The sequence below is a fragment of the Neobacillus sp. WH10 genome (assembly GCF_030123405.1).
Classification (GTDB): Bacteria; Bacillota; Bacilli; order Bacillales; family Cytobacillaceae; genus Neobacillus.
In genome coordinates, this window is the sequence record NZ_CP126110.1 from 5,069,887 (window position 1) to 5,090,097 (window position 20,211).

19 protein-coding genes are annotated in these 20,211 nt (G+C 35.5%); 2 read left to right on the top strand and 17 right to left on the bottom strand.

Annotated features, from left to right (window positions below; all coding sequences use genetic code 11):
• Positions 1–112: 112 nt before the first annotated feature.
• From QNH20_RS24475 to QNH20_RS24490, 4 genes are all read right to left on the bottom strand, one after another.
• Positions 113–952, bottom strand: a complete 840-nt coding sequence (locus QNH20_RS24475) for an alpha/beta fold hydrolase (protein WP_283920528.1) — start codon at positions 950–952, stop codon at positions 113–115.
• A 168-nt stretch (positions 953–1,120) separates the two neighbouring features.
• A complete protein-coding gene (locus tag QNH20_RS24480; RefSeq protein ID WP_481858004.1) occupies positions 1,121–1,306 on the bottom strand; it encodes a hypothetical protein in 186 nt (61 codons plus the stop codon).
• A complete protein-coding gene (locus QNH20_RS24485; RefSeq protein WP_283920530.1) occupies positions 1,299–1,925 on the bottom strand; it encodes an SdpI family protein in 627 nt (208 codons plus the stop codon). The genes QNH20_RS24480 and QNH20_RS24485 overlap by 8 nt, the downstream gene beginning before the upstream one ends.
• Entirely contained in the window at positions 1,922–2,203 is a 282-nt protein-coding gene (locus tag QNH20_RS24490) for an autorepressor SdpR family transcription factor (protein ID WP_283920531.1), read from the bottom strand. The genes QNH20_RS24485 and QNH20_RS24490 overlap by 4 nt, the downstream gene beginning before the upstream one ends.
• Before the next feature lie 592 nt (positions 2,204–2,795).
• Here QNH20_RS24490 and QNH20_RS24495 point away from each other — a divergent pair.
• On the top strand, positions 2,796–3,002 hold the full coding sequence (locus tag QNH20_RS24495; RefSeq protein ID WP_283920532.1) for a hypothetical protein: 207 nt from the start codon (positions 2,796–2,798) through the stop codon (positions 3,000–3,002).
• A 448-nt stretch (positions 3,003–3,450) separates the two neighbouring features.
• Here the strand turns inward: QNH20_RS24495 and QNH20_RS24500 are convergent, their stop codons facing one another.
• The 5 genes from QNH20_RS24500 to QNH20_RS24520 all read right to left on the bottom strand — a co-directional run bounded on the left by QNH20_RS24500 (position 3,451) and on the right by QNH20_RS24520 (position 6,909).
• A complete protein-coding gene (locus tag QNH20_RS24500) occupies positions 3,451–3,918 on the bottom strand; it encodes a UPF0158 family protein (protein ID WP_283920533.1) in 468 nt (155 codons plus the stop codon).
• A 106-nt stretch (positions 3,919–4,024) separates the two neighbouring features.
• Positions 4,025–4,456 (bottom strand): ester cyclase, encoded by a 432-nt coding sequence (locus tag QNH20_RS24505; protein WP_283920534.1) that lies wholly within the window; start codon positions 4,454–4,456, stop codon positions 4,025–4,027.
• Positions 4,457–4,606: 150 nt separating this feature from the next.
• Complete coding sequence (locus QNH20_RS24510; RefSeq protein WP_283920535.1) at positions 4,607–5,266, bottom strand: class I SAM-dependent methyltransferase; 660 nt, start codon at positions 5,264–5,266, stop codon at positions 4,607–4,609.
• Between the two features lie 127 nt (positions 5,267–5,393).
• The gene (locus tag QNH20_RS24515; RefSeq protein WP_283920536.1) at positions 5,394–5,981 is read right to left on the bottom strand and encodes a nucleotidyltransferase family protein; all 588 of its coding nucleotides are present in this window, start codon (positions 5,979–5,981) and stop codon (positions 5,394–5,396) included.
• Positions 5,982–6,198: 217 nt separating this feature from the next.
• On the bottom strand, positions 6,199–6,909 hold the full coding sequence (locus QNH20_RS24520; RefSeq protein ID WP_283920537.1) for a class I SAM-dependent methyltransferase: 711 nt from the start codon (positions 6,907–6,909) through the stop codon (positions 6,199–6,201).
• Positions 6,910–8,046: 1,137 nt separating this feature from the next.
• Here QNH20_RS24520 and QNH20_RS24525 point away from each other — a divergent pair.
• Complete coding sequence (locus QNH20_RS24525) at positions 8,047–9,579, top strand: LysM peptidoglycan-binding domain-containing protein (RefSeq protein ID WP_283920538.1); 1,533 nt, start codon at positions 8,047–8,049, stop codon at positions 9,577–9,579.
• A gap of 288 nt (positions 9,580–9,867) precedes the next feature.
• Here QNH20_RS24525 and QNH20_RS24530 read toward each other — a convergent pair whose 3' ends face one another.
• The 8 genes from QNH20_RS24530 to QNH20_RS24565 all read right to left on the bottom strand — a co-directional run bounded on the left by QNH20_RS24530 (position 9,868) and on the right by QNH20_RS24565 (position 19,357).
• A complete protein-coding gene (locus tag QNH20_RS24530) occupies positions 9,868–11,517 on the bottom strand; it encodes a DUF4127 family protein (protein WP_283920539.1) in 1,650 nt (549 codons plus the stop codon).
• 37 nt (positions 11,518–11,554) lie between these two features.
• Positions 11,555–12,904 (bottom strand): FAD-dependent oxidoreductase, encoded by a 1,350-nt coding sequence (locus QNH20_RS24535; protein ID WP_481858118.1) that lies wholly within the window; start codon positions 12,902–12,904, stop codon positions 11,555–11,557.
• An 18-nt stretch (positions 12,905–12,922) separates the two neighbouring features.
• Positions 12,923–13,759 (bottom strand): carbohydrate ABC transporter permease, encoded by an 837-nt coding sequence (locus tag QNH20_RS24540; RefSeq protein WP_283920541.1) that lies wholly within the window; start codon positions 13,757–13,759, stop codon positions 12,923–12,925.
• Positions 13,749–14,684 carry a carbohydrate ABC transporter permease gene (locus QNH20_RS24545; protein ID WP_481858005.1) on the bottom strand — a complete coding sequence of 312 codons (936 nt, stop codon included), beginning with the start codon at positions 14,682–14,684 and terminating at the stop codon, positions 13,749–13,751. Before QNH20_RS24545 ends, QNH20_RS24540 begins: the two co-directional genes overlap by 11 nt.
• A gap of 14 nt (positions 14,685–14,698) precedes the next feature.
• The gene (locus QNH20_RS24550; protein WP_283920542.1) at positions 14,699–15,391 is read right to left on the bottom strand and encodes a hypothetical protein; all 693 of its coding nucleotides are present in this window, start codon (positions 15,389–15,391) and stop codon (positions 14,699–14,701) included.
• A gap of 65 nt (positions 15,392–15,456) precedes the next feature.
• Entirely contained in the window at positions 15,457–16,746 is a 1,290-nt protein-coding gene (locus tag QNH20_RS24555; RefSeq protein WP_349632689.1) for an ABC transporter substrate-binding protein, read from the bottom strand.
• 99 nt (positions 16,747–16,845) lie between these two features.
• Positions 16,846–17,547, bottom strand: a complete 702-nt coding sequence (locus tag QNH20_RS24560; RefSeq protein ID WP_283920543.1) for a response regulator transcription factor — start codon at positions 17,545–17,547, stop codon at positions 16,846–16,848.
• Positions 17,525–19,357, bottom strand: coding sequence for a sensor histidine kinase (locus tag QNH20_RS24565; protein WP_283920544.1), 1,833 nt, complete (start codon positions 19,355–19,357; stop codon positions 17,525–17,527). The genes QNH20_RS24560 and QNH20_RS24565 overlap by 23 nt, the downstream gene beginning before the upstream one ends.
• Positions 19,358–20,211 lie beyond the last annotated feature (854 nt).

Consider the following 20,211-nt stretch of genomic DNA (forward strand, 5'->3'; position numbering starts at 1 on the left):
TAGTCTCCATCAGATCCACTCCAGGAATACGCTTATTGACAGATATTTCTTTAAGCACATCGATAAATCCTTTAGTCTCGATAGGAACTATCCAACATATTCAATAAGAAATTTAAGATACTATGCTATTTATAATTCGTTTATACTCGAGCTCTTCTTCTAAAAATGGATAATGGTTACTTTGTTCGAAAATATGCAGCGAAGCATCTGGGATTAATTCACTCATTTCGATGGAAAAATCTACAGGACATTGAACATCATGTCTGCCGCAAAGAATGACAGTTTTTGTTTTAACTGCTGATAATTGCCGAGTAACATCAAAAATTAGCTGCTCTCTAATAAAAAAATTCATTCTATTTGCAGACATTTTTTTAACGATGTTTTTTGAAAAATATCGTTCATAATTTTCGGGTTTAAATAATGATAATTGAGTTCTCTCTTTAGATAATCTCTTCCTTTCATCTTCGGAAAGGTTTGGGAGTTTTAAAAGCTCAATCAATTCTTGCATTCTTTTAAATTTAGGATGTCCTTCATTATATATACACTTACTTGATGATGAGGTATATTCTCTTGCAGAAGAGCCGACAAGAATAAGTGATTTTAATGAGGTTGAAAAATGAATACCATATATAACCCCAATCATTCCACCTGTTGAATGTCCAGCAAATGTCCAAGACGATAAACCATTCACTTTTCGTATCTCTTCAAGGTCAAGCACAGCGTCAACCATGCTTAATTCATGTGCATTACTTCCTTTATCAGAATTTCCAGCACCCTTTAAGTTAACTAAAAAAACTCTGTTATTGTCAGTAAATGTGTCAGCAAAGTAATCCCCGGTCTCATTAAATTCGGAGTAATGATGAGTTATACAAATAGGTTCGCCTTTTCCTTTTACAAAAACCTCAAAGTTTCCACGGGAAGTTTCAATCATTTCTCTTGTCCATTTAGACATAACCGCTTCCTCCATTGTAGATAGTTATTTAGTCCTTGTCTCACTGACCTGTCCATTAGTAAAAAAACGTCTCCACTTATTGTAGAAACGCTCCCGTTGAATAAGAAAAAGACCCCAAAAAGGGGCAGCTGGATCTTTAACTCTTGTACCCTTTAGCTCAGCAATATCTTATAAAAACTTTTCTGGGTTTCTTACTTTTAAACTTAATAAAAGACCGCAATCGATACAGAAACAAGCATCCACTTCGGAGCATTTAATCATTGCTTTTTTCTTGAATAATGCTCCATAACCTTTGAACTCGCCAGTTCTAGTCTCTTTTGAACCGCATTCGGAACAAACTTTACCTCTATTCAATGAACCTCCCTCCATTATTTAAATGTAATTGATATGCTTTATATGAAAGAAATATAGATAAAAGTAATGTACATAAAAGGATTGAGAAGAAGCCGATAAGGATCAAATTTTCTGGGAGAAACACACAAAGTAACATGACTAACCCGCCAATAAACAATGGTAAAGAAAATGGGCGTACTACTATGTTCCATACTTGATGAGTTGATTGTGTTAATTCTGAGGAAGTTTTATTTATTTCTAATTTAAATCTAGGAAGAGTGTTAGCTGTGGTGATAAGCACGATACCTACGCTTAAAGGGATTAACAGGACCAGGTTACCATCTGAACCTGTTACGATCAGGACTAAGCTGGAATGAAGCATAAAAAGGATAACTGAAATGGACAAAAATATGCTCTCTATACCTTTTTTATAGCGAGAAAAAGAGCCTTGAAATTTAACGAGTCTGGGAAGATATAATAGACTACTGTTTACTAAACACAATGTAAACGGAATACTAAATAATAGTACTTCCGTATTGCCATATCTCGTTTCTTCGAACACCATAGTCGTATTATATATATAAATACTGACACCAAAAGATAAGATAATTAATAAACCTATACAAACTTTTTTCATCATAAATCCTCCCCCTTTGTGGTTGAATTAAACTGAATAATCCACTTCAAAACATCCTGAAAAACGGTTGAATTTAAAGAATAATAAACATACTGCCCCTTTTTAATGGCATATACTAATTCAGCATTTTTTAAAATAGACAAGTGCTGAGATACTCCTGGTTTACTCATTTCAAAATGTTTAGCAATATCTCCTGCAGTCATATCGCCATTTTGTAAAAGGTCTAAAATTTTTCTTCTATTTTCATCGGATAAAGCTTTAAATGTTTCATTGATGGACAACCATGGTTACCTCCTTTTTCAATATTTAAGTAATTACTTAATTACTTAAATTATAACCAATTGGATTATAATGTCAATAAATAATTTATTTTCTTATTGAACTGCCCGTAAAAAAACAGATCGCCACAGCGATCCATCTTGAGCTTAAGCGCCCGTTTGTTTAATAAAAAGGCTGACTAAATTATTCGTAATAGAATTGAATATCCCTTATTGAGTATTAACGAGATCTGTTTTACAGCACATTGTAGGTAAGTTAAAATACACTCCAAATGATTAGTGAATAGCAATATTACATATTGAAATTATATTTATTTTTTCTTTCCCCCATGAAAATCTTTTGGATGAAGTTAGGATGTTTTATACGGCAATTATGGAAAGCAGAAAATCTCCATTCACCGCTCTTCCTAACAGGGTTATCGACGGAAACACCAATACATCGCCACCGTATGGTCATTTGATTATATATCAATAAGCTACAAAAAAAGCCCACTTCAAAGGTGGGACTAACTGTTTTTACCAATTACATTACTAATAAATGTAATATTGAGTTTTATGTTAATAAATTTGGGGTTCCACGTTCGCTATCGGACTGGTGCCTGCAACGGCACAGCAAATTCCGGGGTTTCAACATGATAATGATGAACTAGAAGGGGTAGATGATGATGATGATGATGGTAGTGAGGATGGTAGTGATAGTACAATGGGTATCCGTGTCCCATATGAGTTCCGTAAAAAGGATATGGCATATATCCTGTTCCATAATGATGATACATATGTTTTCACCTGCTTTTTGAAGTAGATTGTCTAACCACTATCATGATATGAACTGTATCTAGGAAAGAGCTTATCTTTTTTCAAATTAGGTGATTACCTACTGATCCAATAGCTATCGTTCTAATTCCTGAGAAAAGAGAGTATGTTCATTTGAAAAAATGCTACACAAAAAAGCACCATCCTTTCCATCTATTACAGAATGAATAGCGTTTTTTTATTTTTTGGGGACTTTTATTCTTAGTTTGATGGGCATGGGGTACCGCCAACAATGTGAAATAAAACCCACACAAACATTTTTAGAAACAGAAGCTGTTTTTTTCTACGCTAAGCTAGTATCAATATAAAAAAGTCGATTCATCTTCGCACAAAATTACTTGTTCAACTACCGCACCTGTTTAAGTACAATTTTTCACATCCTTTACTTAAATAAAAAAAGGCGATTACCCTTTGTTCAGTAATCGCTCCCCGCTTTTCTATTCAATAAAGTTTATGTTATTTTCCTGACACCATTTAATCGCAATTTGTTTAAAATGCTCGTCTCGGTATAAATACCATTGATTTTCTATTTCTAAATCAATTATTTTGTCCTTAAATCTTCGAAAGGCCCCCTTTCCCCTAATTGCCCTTAATAAGGAATCCTGCTTGCGTTGATCACTTACTTTTTGACAAAAGTTTTCCATTATTTCATATTCATTTACTTCATATTTAGTTGGTAACTCAATGTAATTTTCAAAGTTTTCAACCACATCATTTGCGATTATTCTATTTTCTTGTTCCCATTCAGATAAATGATCAAATGGTTTTTCGTCTTCTGCTGCTCTCAAGTCCTCCGATGTTACTAGCACTATTTCCCCTGTTTTAATATTTAATAATGAACGTGACTCTTCAAACTGTATTTCCATTTCCTCAATTATATCTTTTAGTTTAACCTGTATATTCATTATTTGATCACCTTTAGATATTTTTACTAATGCACCCGATAGTTTATCAAGAGTTTATTAACAAATCTTGCGTAACACTTTTATTTTTCTAGTACATTGAATATAATTAACTACCTTTGATATTTTTATTGCACTCTAATTGTTTTTGAATTCCTGACCTATCAATTTGAATCCAATACTCTGAAATTTTTTCATCTTCTATTCTATACACCGCACTTGCCATTTGAATTACTGGGAGTCCTGTAGGTTGGTATCCATCGATTTCTCCTACGTGTGTACCTACTTGTTTCCAACGTACATATACTTTATTTCCTTGTACTAATAATTCTTGAATTTCTAAAGAAAAATTACCATAGGCTTCATTCATTTCTCTTACGTGTTCAGCATAATCTTTCGGTGTCCTTAACACTGTTTGTTCTTCTTCAGATACAATTTGATGTGCCAATACTTGTTCTGCCATTAATTGATTTGAGTAGTCAGGATTATTACCTGAACGGACTTCTTCAAAAAATTCTCTAACAATTTGTTCTGGTGTCATTTAAAAGCCCCCTTATTAATAAGTCCAATTCTAATCATATCATAGGTGATTTCAATCAAATCAATGAACTAAACTCCCATTACTTGAATAAAAAAAGGCGACCATTCTTATAGAAGAATCGCACTCATTAGGTTAAAAAGAATCGTACTGTTACTTAGAAGGTCTTGCCCGTATTAAATAGATGATATCTGACCAATAACGTTCGATATGATCGACCTGAAGAGTAGATTTTTCAATTATCTTATCGATATTTCTGTTACAATGACACCCAGATATTTTAGCATAAAGCGGGTCAATCATTTTTTGAGTAAAGGATAGTAATGGATTAGAGCTCAGACCATGTTCCATTAACAGTATGATCCCATCCTTACGGCACCAACTATTAAATTTACTTAATGTTACAATTGGGTCAGGATAACTGCAAAGTGAAAGGGTTGATACGATGCAATCAAAAGAGTTGTGTTCTAATATCAACTCATCAATATCTTCCTGTATAAATTCTGCTTTCACTTGAAAAATTGATGCTGCTCTTTTGGCACTCTTAATCATCTCTGAGCTAAAATCAACTCCTGTTACCTCAACATTATTACTATCATAGTAAGGAAAGTTCGCTCCAGCTCCAACTCCGACCTCTAAGACTTTTCCGTATGCGTTTTTTATTATTTTATTTCTTAATCCAGCAAACTTTTGATTAGGACGATTATTTTCATACATCTTTACCTGTTTATCATATTTTTTAATTAGCTTTTCTTTTTTCATTTGCTCACTTCCTGAAAGATTGATTAGACTTGAAATGAGTATTTTCTTCATTTTGGGCTTTACCATGGAAATTAGATAATTTCATTATTATTCATAAGGTAATGGAATTGTTATTCAGCCAAACCTGCTTCTTTTATTAATAAAAAAAGGATCGTAGCAGCAATCCCTGTTCCAAACTCTAGCACCTGTTAATAAGAATTATTGAAAGAATAACTTTTAAGTTGTGCCAAGTTGATTTCCAATTCTTTTTTGTTATGCGGTCTTCGTAAATTTCTATTCGTTCTTTAGTCTCTGTAAAAAAAGGAGTGGGCTTCACCACTAGATTGACAACATCACTAATTCCACAAGGGGCTGTTAATATCACATTGTCGTTTTCATCCAATTTCACCCCTAAAGCTGTCGCTGTTTCAGGAAACTTTGAAATAGCATCAACGGAAGAAGAATAAGGAGGCATATTGCTTTTAATGTGCATTCTTGCTTCATTCTTTACAGACCAAGGAATGTTAGGCATTAGGGTTTTTAGGATTTCCTCAAGTTTCTTTTCCTCTAATTCATCAATATTTTTAGGGTCAAAATAAATTACATCAATATCTGGGATTAGGGTTCTTTCATTGAAATTATGTAATGTATCCCATATTTTTGAACGAACAAATCCAGCACATATCCACCAATCTGGCAAATTCAATAATTTTGCTGATTTTAATATGTCCATCATCCATTTATCTTCTCTAATAAGCCAAATAATTTTCTCCTCATTAAAAATCATAGTAAATATTACTCCTTAAAAGATGTATTACATTATTATTCTTTACCTTAAATACTTATCCATCTTCAAGTAACCAGTTCCGTTAGCCTTCCATGGAGGAGTATAGCTTCACCACAGTAAATGCAAAAAAAATTACGTTCTTACATGGTAGGCAAACATACCTAGTTACTGCACCAGCAAATGAAGGATAATTTAATTTTCAGGATAGTTGAAAGAACTATCCAATACTTTTTCTTACAACATATGTTATAGCATTGGTTTTTAATAATACAGGTTTTTCACTTCGAGTAATGTTGTATTCTAATGGGTTTACAACTGTTTTTAATACTTCCCATCCTGTATATATACTACTTAACTTATTCATCATCACTTCTATCGAAAGATTTAATTCCATTAGTACATCTAGCTTTTCATTTGTTTCTAAATCTATTTCTTGAACTTCAGAATTTATTATGAGGCAATTTACTCCGTTGTTTTTAGTACCTTCAGGCATTTGTCGAACTACTTCTTCAAAAACTTCTTCTGACTTAACGTGTTCTAAAGCGGATACTGCAATAATAAAATCAAACTCATTTGGCTTTATTTTATAGTTACCTATATCTGCTTTTTCCGTTCGAATTACTTTCTCAACTTTATATTGTTTACTATATTCTTTTAATTTGTTTAATGCCGAATCCAGTAAATCTACACAAACAACTTTGCCATTCTTATTTTTTATTGCTTCGGCTATCGGAATACTATTTCTACCAACCCCACAACCTAAATCAATGACATTTAAGCTTTCATTATTATCAAATAAAGGTAATAAATCCATTACAGTTTTAACTGGTTTATACAACCAAGAACCTTCTTCAAATAATTTATAGTTCTCATAGCAAAAATCGTGATACTTCTTCTCTTCATTTCGAATAAATTCTATGTTATTCAATGTGTTTCCCCCATAAAATTGATTTTCTCCCTTTTCATTACTATATTTGAAGACGTTATTCCTTCTTTAATTGATCCGCCTGTGTGTTCAATAAATAGGTTCGCTTGTTATAAAAAATTGAACCAAGAATTAAACTATCCATCTTACTTCATCCCTAAAATCCACTTGTGATAAAAAAATTCTAGTAGTTTCTCCATAATCAAACGTTTGATTAAATCCACTATAAACTCTATTATATTAAGCTTTAGTCTCTCAAGTGCGAGAAGAAATTTGTTGAAAGTTGTATAGAAAATGGGACTTTTCCATAACAAACGAGCTCTTCCCACAGAAAATACAAATATCAACTATTCTCTACATGTACTAACCTAACTAATCGTTTGCTTAAAAACTTAGTAAACACTGCTACCAAGGGATTCTATCAATCTGACAGAAAAATATTTTGTCGCTATACAAGTAAAACTTCGCCAGAAAATAAAACAATATTCCCCAGAAAATGATTTCATTCGTTTGGACCTACATGTTTCTACTCATTTCCCTTTTTTTCAGCACTACTCAAACATTTGATTAAAGTTGCCTTAAGCCTGCTTCCATAAACACTTTTTACACCTAAACGCTAAAAAAGAATGTCGATAGATGCCAAATTATTTAAAAAAGGAACTTTTAGTAGAGACTGAACGAGATTGATCCTGTTACAGAAACTAGTACTTTATTACTGGATTTTCTACAGAAGGTAATAGATTGCAGCTAATTATGAAAATGGTAGTATGTCCAACATCATCTATTTTCTACTAATTATGACAAAAATGGGACAGAAAATGACACAGAGCGTCGAATATTAATAGAGGGAGAGTTAATTGTGATAGCTGGCATTTAGTAACAAATAAAGATTTTATTATCAACCATGAACATATGCCTGTAATACTACAGAAGGAATACATATCATAATTATGCCAGTCAATTTTTCATTGTCTTATCCCGCATTAATGGGCAGTAAGACGCCACTTCAAGACTTTCAGAAAAACAAATAAGGATAAGTGAGGGAAGGAACACCCTAACTTATGGAAGTTTTACTTTATCTGGAACGGCAGCAATTGAATATTGATGCAAACGTTTACTATTAACTATGGAGAGGGTTAAATGGTTACTTTGACTGAAGAACTAGTTGTAAATGGTGAATTAATACTAAGCAGGAAAGAAACTTATGGAAAAAAGAAGCAAGTAAAAAGTGTACCCGTTTTTACTTCAAGGATGGAAAGACGCGAATATTATCAAAGCCTACAGTTTGATATTCGAAATGTTTTAGATATCAAAGGATTCTTAAAAGATATTCGTGAAAATTGGAATACATATGTTTCACAGGTTAGCCAATGGATTCAAAATTCTGTAGTAAAAAAACTTGTAGTGACTGGCATTTTTACAGTTGTTCTTGGCTTATATACAATCACTGCGAATGCAGGATTTATTCAAGAATACACGTATCAGGTAAAAAGCGGTGAAAATATTGAAACAATCGCTGCAAAACATGGTGTCACAGCGCAGGAAATTTTAGATGCCAATGGGCTGTCTTCCATTGACGGTAAAAAAATTCTATTACCAAAAGTAGAAGACAGAACTGTTACCGCCACATCACTAAATGTTCGCTCGCAGCCAAACACTATAAGTAGTATTATTGGAACATATAAAAAAGGTGATGTTGTGAAGGTTGCATACGTAGAAAACGGATGGGCTGCCATTTTGATTAAAGGACGCGTTTGTTTTGTGAGTGCTGCCTACCTTACACAAACACCGGCAGGTTCATCAACAGTCGAATCTCAAGCAAAAACAATGTATGTAACTGCATCGTCGTTGAAAGTTAGAGATGCTGCTTCTACGAACAGTGCTGTACTGGGTTCGTTAAAATTAAATGATCGTGTGTCTGTTACATCAATCTCTAATGGTTGGGCTCAGATTAAATTCAACGGCAAAACAGCGTTTGTTAGTGCAACATATTTAACGAATAACGCGCCAACAAATACACCAAATGAGTCCGATAAAAACAACAGCACAACAAATGAGTCCGATAAAAATAACAGCACAACAATAAGTTCATCTGAATATGTGATTAAGAGCGGTGATACTTTTACAAAAATAAGTAAAGCTTTAGGGGTCTCTGTCTCATCCATTCAAGCACTAAATCCAACAGTAAACCCATCAAAGTTGAAAATTGGACAAACAATTAAAGTCCCTGTCAAAAATACAACAAATGAGTCCGATAAAAACAACAATACAACAAATGAGTCTGATAAAAATAACAGCTCAACAATAAGTTCATCTGAATATGTAATTAAGAGCGGTGATACTTTTACAAAAATAAGTAAAGCATTAGGGGTCTCTGTCTCATCCATTCAAGCACTAAATCCAACAGTAAACCCATCAAAGTTGAAAATTGGACAAACAATCAAAGTCCCTGTCACAACTACCTCTACTACTACTCAAATAAGAGTAACAGCTAAAATAGGAGGAGTAGACGCTGATGGAACTTTCCGTTTTATCACGTCTGATGGCAACACTTATTGTGCAAAAGCAAAAGGCAACCTGAAAAATGAATTATTTAACTACCAAGGGAAAATAGTAACCCTAACACTTGAAGGAAAAAGAGGTCAACAAATGACTTTAATTTCTCTTCAATAAATCGTACAGGTGAAATTAAAAGCCTCGATGTAGGCTTTTTTTATTCTGTGCAAGTTGGTAGAGAGGAATGTTTTTAAAGCCTCTAATATTTATATCGGTATAAGAATGAGTTTGTTTAGGACTTAAAAGAAGAAAGTGAATTCTTTTATCAGGAAAAGGCCACTTAAGATTTGTGACAGCATAAGGGGCCAAAGTAATCTAATTCAATAACAGACAAACCTTTTAATAATAAAAAGAGGTCGGATTCCATTGAACCGACCTCTTTTTGCATCTGACAACTCACTTCATCTAATTAAATTCTAAATGGGGCTCAAGCTCGGCTTCGAAGATTCTCGGCCAAGGTAACTTAACATGGACGCTTTCTAATGAAGAGATAGTTTTATAGAAATCCTTAGTACCTCTTGAGCCAATGTACACTTTTTTACCATCAAAGTATTGATACCAGTACTCTGTCTCTTTTGTGAGTTTTTCTTTTACAAAATTATTTACTATGTCATACTTATCTCCGAGGGACCATTCACTTGCTCCAATTTGTTGTATATAGGTTCTTGCTGCTGGATGGACAACATTTTTGTATCCTTGATCTTTAGCAAAGCGATGGAGTAAGAATTCGAAATGGGCCTTTGCTGTTTGCTCATACAACGGGACTCCAAATCCAGAGGTTTGATTTAAAAAGGCAAATCGTGCAGCTGCATGGCCGACAGTAATCCCCATAGCATTACCAGCAGTATTCCAGCCGCTATAGGAAAGAATTTTTGTAAGATCGACTGATTCAGCAAGCTTCATGACAAATGGTTCATCTGCTTTATTTACCACTAGAACATCGCCAATCGCCACCTGTTTACCCTTTGCCATTAATTCTTTTGTTCGATTAACCAGCCATTCTATATCCTTTGATCTTGTCGAACTACTAGAAGAAGGTGTATTTAGCAGGAGATGAATATCAGCTTGATCTTCGTTATCTACAATTGTACCGCCTGCTGAAGCGATATGTTTTTGCACATTGTAGTCAAATGTCGTATCTTCAAAAGGCGCAATCCAGTCTTCTCCGTGAATTCCTCCATATTCAATGAAGAACTTTGGCGAAGTATGAAAGTAATGGTTCACGAAACGAGATACATACACGACACCTACTTCATCTGCACCTGGGAAAACAGAAACTTGATCCTGAACATGAAGTTCATTGACTTTTGCTAATAACTGCTCTCTCTCTGCACGGTGTAATCCATATGGAGCAGCATCATCCTGAGCTAAAATTAAATTGTCAATATAACCTTGATGAACCCAATCAATCATAATTTTGTTAACGGTGTGATTTCTTGCTCGCGCTTTCTTGTAATCTTCTAACACAGATGCAGGAATTAACGACTCCAGCTCATCTAATCTTTCTTTACCAGCCATTCCTAAATTAACGACCTTATCGTACAAAATAGCCCATTCACTAATAAGAGAATAATATTTAGCATATTCATCACTAATGGCTGTAACGGCAAGCCTTTGGATTGTATCGTAAACATACACAGGCTTTTCAGGATATAATTCCTTCAACTTTTTAATAACCTGGATATCCTTAAGGGAATCTTCTAATGATTTAACACCTGTTCGTGAAGCCACTAGGCCTCCATAGGCAAGCATACTCGTAGAAATGACAAATCCGTCCGCCTTATCTGCGTTCTCTAGGACCCATTTGCTTATTTCCTCACCATTACCTGGTTCCGTGAAATAGCCAATCATTTCTTTTGGCGGTACAATGACATTTACACCTGCTGAATGTCCAACCTGCTGAGGAAAATAGATATTGGCTGGGCGATCATCTAATGGAACCAATAAAACAGTAGCCAGCTCATTCTTTTTCTCCTTAGCCTCAATCATACCAACAGAGCTAAACAGTAAAAAAACGGCAAGAATTAGTGAAACAAACGTTCTCAAGCTTTTCACGATTTTCCTCCTTTACATTACCTAAATAGTGACACTTTTAAAGAACTACCCCATTATCTGTTAAATATTTTCTTAACTTGGTGATATTCACGTCTTTTGGTGCAACATGATCAGTAATGGAAAGGGCTGCGGCTGTTCCGGCAGCTTGACCTGTGGCCATTGCGCTAGGAGTCAGTCTAGTGGTTGCTAATGCCTCGTGTGTGGTTGAAATACACCTCCCTGCTACTAATAAATTATCCATTCGTTTTGGCACGAGGCATCGGTACGGTATGCCATAGCTCCCATCTCCTTCGATGTCTTTTGCTTGAACGCCTTTACCACTTGGATCATGTATGTCAATTGGGTAGCCGCTGAGTGCAATGGTATCTTCGAATTTCCTTCCTTCCACCACATTCTCAATCGTAAGGATATATTGTCCCTCAATACGTCGTGTCTCTCGAATGCCGATTTGTGTCCCAACAGCCGAGATGGATGCCTTTTCGAAGCCTGGAATTTTCTGTTGCAAGAACTCCGCCATCATCAGTACCTGTTTTCTTCCTTCTCTTTCCCCAGCTGATAAATCAAATACATCCGTTCCATCTAAACCTTGAACACGAGTACAATTAACAAGAACCTCGTCATCCTCAGGGCCTGCAAAGAACAGCACTTGATCCCGATTAATAGGTACGTCTGATTCATTCCATTCCTTATAAAAGCCCTGAATACCTGTTAATGGTATTTCATCCAATAGTTCAATCGGGGTTTTCTTGTAAAAATTAGTAGGATTATTCTTCATCGATTCCTTTACCTTTTCAAGGTTTACACCCCTCATTCGGAACTTCATCGTCATTGGCTGTGTTTTATGATCTTGGTCTCTTCCTTTTAAACAAGGAGCACCAGAAAGGTAAGCGACGTCCGCATCTCCTGTCGTATCGATAAATCTATTAGCAAAAACGCGGATTGGACCGGACTTTGTTGTGAGATGCAGGGAGGTAATACGATTTCCCTCAGTTTCCACTTGATCTACAAAACTATGAACAAGTACTTCAACGCCTGCTTCTTCAAGCATGTCTAATGCCAACAACTTATATTTTTCCGGATGATAGGGGGTTACGGAATAGGTGAATCCTACTGTATCACGTAAATGGCCAGGTGAACCGTCCATTTTCATTAATCTCTCTACTATTTCTTGAGCAATTCCTTTTATGACTTGTTTTCCAGAATTAGTGTGAAATGTCATCCATGGATATACAAGTGCAATAGTTGACATCCCTCCTAGAAAACCATACCGTTCAATTAGCAGTGTTTTTGCACCTGCCCTGCCTGCGGCAATAGCGGCATTAATGCCAGCAGGTCCCCCGCCTGCCACCACCACATCAAAAGAGAGTTCAGACTTCAAACTAGACACATCCTTTTTCAAAATCGATTATTTTCCACCAGTCATCGTGGCTCCCTCAATAAATTGTTTTTGCGCTAAGAAGAATACGATTAACAACGGAACGGTTGCCATGACAGACGCACTCATCAATAACTCCCATTTTGTCCCTACTTCATCAGTAAATAGCGCCAAAGCTAATGGCAAGGTCATCAGCTCTTTTGAATTAATGTAAATAAGAGGCTCATAGAATTCATTCCAGCTTGTTAAAAAGGTGAATATTGTTAGGGTTGCGATGGCTGGTTTTGCAAGTGGCAGCATAATACTCCAATAGATTCGAAAATAGGAACATCCATCTAACTTAGCCGCCTCTTCTAATTCTTTAGGGACTAATAAGAAAAATTGCCTCATGACGAAAATCCCAAACACTCCTGCCGGCCCTAAAATAGGAATGGCGATTAACGGGACATGGGTATTAATCAATCCTAAATCTCTCATAAATAGAAAAAGAGGAATAGTAATGACTTCAACGGGAATCATCATGGTGCTTAATAAACATAAGAACAGCAACGAACTTCCTTTAAACTTTAATTTTGCAAAGGCATAGCCGGCTAGTGATCCGAAGAAAATCGTACCGATCGTGACCAAAACGGCAATGTAAAAACTATTAAAATAAAATAGATGAAATGGAGTAGACTTAAGTACCTCAAGAAAGTTTTCCCACCTAAAAGGATCTGGGATTAACTGAAAGGTAAATATTTTTGTTGAATCTTTAAAGGATGTATTAATCATCCATAAAAAAGGCACAATCATAATCAAAGAAATAATACCTAATATTCCGTAAAAGGATATTTTTGTAAGAACTCCATTTCTCTTCTTATTGTTCATGGAAAACCCACCTTTTTCTTACACCCCATTGGATAAGTGTAAAAAATAAGATAATACTAAATAAAACAATGGCAATGGCTGAGGCATAACCAAAATCAAATAGTTTGAACGCATTTTCCCAAATATAGTAAACTAATACCTTAGTATGATTTCCAGGCCCTCCGCCTGTCATCACATAAATCTGCCCAAAAACTTTCATCGATCCAATGACCGTTAAGATTAAAGTTAAAAAAACAGTCGGTGTGATCATCGGTAGGGTAACATGCCAAAATTGTTTAAGTTTATTTGCACCGTCTAAATAAGATGCTTCATAGAGATTCCTATCAACCTGTTGGAGGGCAGCCAAGAATAAAACCATATTCAATCCAACATTCTTCAAAGCACTAACCACAATAACAGCACCCATGGCGAGATCTGGGTCATACAGCCACGCAGGACCGTCAATGCCAAAAGCCCCAAGAATTTGGTTGATAAAGCCTTCCTCGGTACCAAACATGTATTTCCAAATAATTGACCATACCACAATGGATGTCATCACAGGAATGAAAATAGCGGTCCGAAAAAAGCCGATACCGGGTAATTTACGTTGCAATAGCAGTGCCAGTAATAAAGCAATCACAATATTAATCGGAACCAGACCACCGGAAAATAGCAGTGTATTTTTCATGACTTCCCAAAAGTCGGGATCATGGACTAATCGTTGGTAATTTTCACTGCCAATAAAATTCGGATCCCCGAGCAGTTTCCAGTCTGTTAAACTCATATAAACAGAATAGAAAAAAGGAATAAACATGACTACGAAAAAACCTAGTACCATTGGGCTTACAAATAAATAGCCATAAAACGCTTCACTTCCGAATAATTTCTTACGATTTTTTTTTATAGGCAGTTCTTTCGTTATGTTTGCATTTACTTTTACTTCCAACTCCCCTGCCTCCTTTACAATGAATCGATAGCCTCTCTAAAAGATGATATGGCTGCTTTAATGGTTTCTTCAGTATGTCCAACCACTATTGCTCCTAGCATAATGGCCTTTATTCCAGTTCTATAGAGTAATGGAACATCAAAAGTTTCGATTTTCCTTTGAGAAGGAACGAGGACGGGGACATCTACATTCTGAACAAGTGCATGATAAGCAAGGATATCTTTAAAGGTTAAAGGACTTCCATATTCGTCGCCTGGGACTATGGAAGCTTCGAGGGCAGATACTCCAAGATGCTTAACACTCCCCAATTGGCTAAATGGATATTCATTTGAAATAGCAAACGTTTTTTCAATAGGGTCTAGCTGTACCATCCAGCTCGGTTTATGGTGAGCATAAACAGAATAGAAATTAAAACCTAAATCAATGATCTGATCCATTTCACTCTGTTTTATATTTTCATAGGAACCGCCAGGAACAATGCCAAGTGGCCCAGAAAATTCTTCTCTAATACAACGAAAAACTTCCTCATAGTCTTGAACAGGACCAAAGTGATTGCCTGATGCTCGATGTTCTACATTCACATGCAGTTTAATCGCATCAACACCTGATTGAATGGCTGCCCTTGCGAGATCCCATCTATTTTCCGGCAAACTAACGATTAAGGATAGCTTGTTTTTTTCTAATAATTGTTTTAACGAAGAACTCAACAAATTACACCCCCAGTAAAAGGGATGCGGTTAATCCTTAAAAGGGTTAACCGCATCTGCCATAATTACTTTAATAATGGATCGATCTTTCCTTCCATGCCTTTTAATATTTCTTCAGGCTTTTTCAATTGTCCAAACAATTCATCAAAACCAAATTGAATAGCATTATCAATTTTTTGCCACTCTACATGCCCAGCTTGAAGTCTAGCATTATCCATTTCATCAATTACAGCTTTCTTAATACTTTCCACTGGTGGATTATTAGGCTGATTAACAAATTCATCTGAACTAATGACCGATTCACGAGGCGGTACAAAGTAAGTAGATGTAGCTGTAATGCCCTCTTTGCTGGTAAAGAATTTGAGTAGTTCTTTTGCTTCCTCCGGATGCTTAGAACCTTTAAATAGACCATATCCCGCTTGCCCTAACATTGGGAATCTGCCTTCAGGACCCTCTGGAAGCGGAGCGATATCCCATGCAAAATCTTTTACATCACGAGCACGAGAAACATAACTATAGACATCAAAGAACATACCAATTTTTCCAGATTCAAAGCTTACTTGCTCACCTGCTTTTGGATGTGATGCATCTTTAAACATCATGCGGTCAAGCATTTTAAGTGTCTCTACGCCTTCATTACTGTTCCATGTAAACTTTGTTTGGTCCTTATTAAATAAGTCTCCGCCATAACTCCAAGTGTGCGATAATAAAGAAATCCACGTATTCCAGTCACGGAAGAAGTTTGCCCCATAAACACCGTTTGATGAAATAGCTTTTGCAGATTCCTCGAATTGCTCCCATGTCCATGTTCCAGCTTGAACATGTTCATTTGGAGTTTTTTCGCCGGCCTTTACGAACAAATCTTTGTTATAAAATAAAACCATTGGAGGGGTTGAAAATGGAATACCATATAATTTTTTGTCTTTCTCGAACAAATCCAGTGTAGATGGGAAGAAATCATCCATATCATATGCTTTATCCTTTTTAAACGAAGAAACATCATCTAAAATTCCATTTTCCATGAATTGCGGAACCATACGCTCTGCTACCCAACCCACATCAGGTAATTCCCTGCCTGCAGCTAATACAGTAATTTTTTGCTGATAATCAGGGAAAGGCACACTTTCCATTTTTACTTTGATATTTGGATGTTTTTCATTAAATTTTGCAATTAACTGGTTATACACCTCTTGGTGCGCCTCATTCCCCCACATCATAAAGGTCAACTCTACTTGCTCATCTTTCGATTTTGGCCCGTCATCGGTTGAGGCAGTTTTTTCCGTGTCTTTATTGCACGCTGAAGAAAACGCTACCAAAAGTACGGCTAATAAAATTATTCCTAGCTTTTTCATCATCTCATTACCTCCCTTTGTTTTTCATTTTAAGAAAGAAGGTATCTAAAAAATATCCTCTCAAAAATAGAAATAGTTCGTTATTCTTATATTTTTTGAATATCAAGAAAATTTACGATACTCAATCGGTGTCATTCCAGTATCTTGTTTAAACACTGTCATAAAGTGTTTTGGGCTTTTATAGCCTGATAACTGTGCAACCTCATATACTTTTAAATTCGTTCCTTTTAATAATGTTTTTGCTTTTTTTAATCGTTCTTCTGTGATGTATTCTGTAAAGGTTGTCCCTAATTCTGTCTTAAATAATTGACCAACATATTGTGCATTCAAATACACATGTTCCGCAATATGCTTTAGGTTAATTTCACGGCTTAAATGGTCATCGATAAATTGAAGAATATCTTGAAATTGTTTTGAAACATTCGTACTATCTGCCTTGGCTTCCTTAAATATGTTTGAAATGGTTCCAGACAATTCAACTCGGTTAATTGGCTTTAAAAGATAGTCCGTTATTCCAAAACGCATCGCAGTTCTGGCATACTCAAAATCACTATGACCACTTAAAATGATGATTGGAACATCTTTGGATATTTGCCTTACTTTCGAAATAAACGTGAGACCATCCATTCCCCCCATACGGATATCTGTGACAATTAAATGGGGCATTCGCTGGTGAAAAATTAACATCCCTTCTTCGCCGCTTTTTGCTTCGATGACTTGAAAACCTCCCATAACTTCTTCAAGTAAAACTTTGAGACCTTGTCTTATAATCGCTTCATCCTCAACAATTAATACCTCTTTCAATATCCTCAATCCCCTTTCGCTGAATAGGCATTTTGAGCGTAACAGAAAATCCATATTGTTCATGGCTCTCAATTTCGATTCCGTACTGTTCCCCATATAGCAGCTGTATTCTTTCGTGAACATTTGGCATAGCAATTCCATTATGGTTTTTCGTCGGTAGAGTCTGACCTGTTTTTAAAGACTTCTTTAGCTCCTCTAACTTTTCAATAGAAACACCTTTTCCATTATCATGAATGACTATTTCTAAGATTTGATTTTTAGTAGAAGCTTTCATGAAAATACGGCCTCCCTTTCCAAACAGGCCATGGAGAATGGCATTCTCGATAAAAGGCTGCAAAACTAGTTTTGGAATGAGTACGTCAAGTAACGATGGCTCAATGTCCTCACCATACTGAAGTTCCTCCCCCATCCTAACCCTCTGGATGGCTATATATGAATGTATAAAAGACAATTCCTCTTTTAATGTGACAATTTTAGAAGAGTTATCAACGGTATATCGTAATAACCGACCAAGAGACGAAACCATATCGGATACATCTAAATTCCCCTTTGTGATAGCAAGCATATTAATGGTTTCCAATGTGTTGTATAGGAAATGAGGATTCATTTGACTTTGCAGTGCTTTGATCTCCGCTTCCTTTTCCCGCAAGCCTGTTTTATATACCTCAGTAACAAGACGGTCAATTTCGTTAACCATATGGTTGAAGCCTTTTCCAAGCTGACCAATTTCATCATAGGATTGAATGGATACTCTATGATTCAGATTGCCTTTTTCAACATTTTCCATTGCACTTCTTAATTTATGAATCGATCCTACCAGCGGCTTTGATAGAATAAAACCTAATAACAAAGAAATTAATATACCTATTAGAACGACCATAATCACCACTTTTCGTAAATGGTTCACTTCAGTTAATATGACATCATCTGGAGTTAACATGATCGTTTTAACGCCTGAATAAGGTGATTCGTTATAGACTACCAAATAGTTCACACCATCAATTGGAATATTCATATAATTGTTTTCTTTAAACATTTTAATTTCAGATAGCATCGAGCTTCCAATGAGTTTATCTTCTTTATTCGGATAAATGAACTGATTTTCTTTGTTCAGAATAAAAATGCGGCTTGATTTATTGGTCTTGCTTAAGATTTCTTGTATTAAATCTTGTTTTAAGTCGATTTTGATAATACCAAGCGGTTTATAGGTTGAAGGGTCTCGAATAAGTCTGGCAACGGAAAAAACCGTAACATCCTTATTTAGATAATAACTGGGTTGATGGAGGGGAAGTAAAACCCATTCTCCATCAGCCTTTTTAATTTTCCCTACCCACTCATTATTCGTATCAAATACTTTTAGCATTACCGTATTAGAATCCAAATTACTAAATATGGTTCCATCATTGGCCATTATATGAATTCCTTTTATCTCATCTCTCATATGGATGAAACTAGAAATATATCGCCATAACGTGATTCTTTCATTTGCTGGTGGAAATATGGTTTTAACACTTGAAGTTTGGTGATTTTTTAAAATATCCATTACTTCTTGATTGTAGAGGGGAGATAGTGAAATGATTTGCATTTCTTTTAGATATCGATCTAGATTTCGATTAATTTGATCAGCTAACTGGATTTGATATTCTTCTGTACGCTCTTGACTGGATTTTGCAAATTGATAATACGTAATACTGCCAAGAAGTGTTGATGTAATCAATATTAGCAGCGAAAATATAAGAATTAATTTTACCCGATACGGCAGTGATAACAAAGATCTTTTGAGGTTTTGATTTAAAGTTGCTAATTCCATTAGAATCCCCTTTTTCTCTATAATTACTAGTAATTGCTTTCTACATTTTTCGAGGAATTCCTTTGTTACTAAATTAAATAGAGTGAAGAAGGAAGACAGTTCTTTAGCTTTGATTAATGTCGTAATTGGAGTAAAATGCAACGTAAAAGGGAGCTACGTCGACTTTTTTGATTAAAATCTGGAGAAATCCTTTTCTAGAGGGCTTCTACATTTGTGTTTTGGCTTAAAATCTGAGGAAGATCCTACGTAGAACGCTTCTACATCGATGTTTTAACTTAAAATCCTGGGAAATCCCTACGTAGAACGCTTCTACATCTATGTTTTAACTTAAAATCCAGAGAAGCCCCTACGTAGAAAGCCTCTACATCGATGTTTTGGCGTAAAATCCAGAGAAACACCTACGTAGAAGGCTTCTACATTGATGTTTAAGTAAATATCGTTAAAATTTTTAAAGTAGAATAACAAATGAGTGATTTTATTAAAGCAATCCGCCTCGTTTTTATTACGAGGCGGATTTTTTAGATAATAAGAAAGTAGAAGTGCACGAAGGAAGGCTTCGTGAGCATATGCATCGCAGTCGAAAAGCAGCGTTTTTCGACGAACTACGCCTCATGAACCGCCCTTAGGGTCTTATTAATCGGCGATTTTTCTTTATGATACCACGGGATGGAGGATAGATATTTAAATTCGAATACCCCAAAAAATTAATCAGAGGAGGACTTACTGTTTTTTTAGGTAATCATTTTAGTATTATAAATATTGGATACAAGAGGGAAGTGCAGTAGTGGTATCGAGGAGCAGGCAAGCCCAATGTAATAAGGTAAGATACGGTAAAAGCAATGATATGGTTCTTT

Excerpts from the sequence above, each read along its gene's own strand:
- QNH20_RS24510 (WP_283920535.1), bottom strand. The coding sequence starts at position 5,266 with ATGAAGAAAATACTCATTTCAAGTCTAATCAATCTTTCAGGAAGTGAG.
- QNH20_RS24500 (WP_283920533.1), bottom strand. The coding sequence starts at position 3,918 with ATGAATATACAGGTTAAACTAAAAGATATAATTGAGGAAATGGAAATA.
- QNH20_RS24565 (WP_283920544.1), bottom strand. The coding sequence starts at position 19,357 with ATGGAATTAGCAACTTTAAATCAAAACCTCAAAAGATCTTTGTTATCA.
- QNH20_RS24525 (WP_283920538.1), top strand. The coding sequence starts at position 8,047 with ATGGTTACTTTGACTGAAGAACTAGTTGTAAATGGTGAATTAATACTA.
- QNH20_RS24505 (WP_283920534.1), bottom strand. The coding sequence starts at position 4,456 with ATGACACCAGAACAAATTGTTAGAGAATTTTTTGAAGAAGTCCGTTCA.
- QNH20_RS24540 (WP_283920541.1), bottom strand. The coding sequence starts at position 13,759 with ATGAACAATAAGAAGAGAAATGGAGTTCTTACAAAAATATCCTTTTAC.
- QNH20_RS24555 (WP_349632689.1), bottom strand. The coding sequence starts at position 16,746 with ATGATGAAAAAGCTAGGAATAATTTTATTAGCCGTACTTTTGGTAGCG.
- QNH20_RS24515 (WP_283920536.1), bottom strand. The coding sequence starts at position 5,981 with ATGATTTTTAATGAGGAGAAAATTATTTGGCTTATTAGAGAAGATAAA.
- QNH20_RS24485 (WP_283920530.1), bottom strand. The coding sequence starts at position 1,925 with ATGATGAAAAAAGTTTGTATAGGTTTATTAATTATCTTATCTTTTGGT.
- QNH20_RS24475 (WP_283920528.1), bottom strand. The coding sequence starts at position 952 with ATGTCTAAATGGACAAGAGAAATGATTGAAACTTCCCGTGGAAACTTT.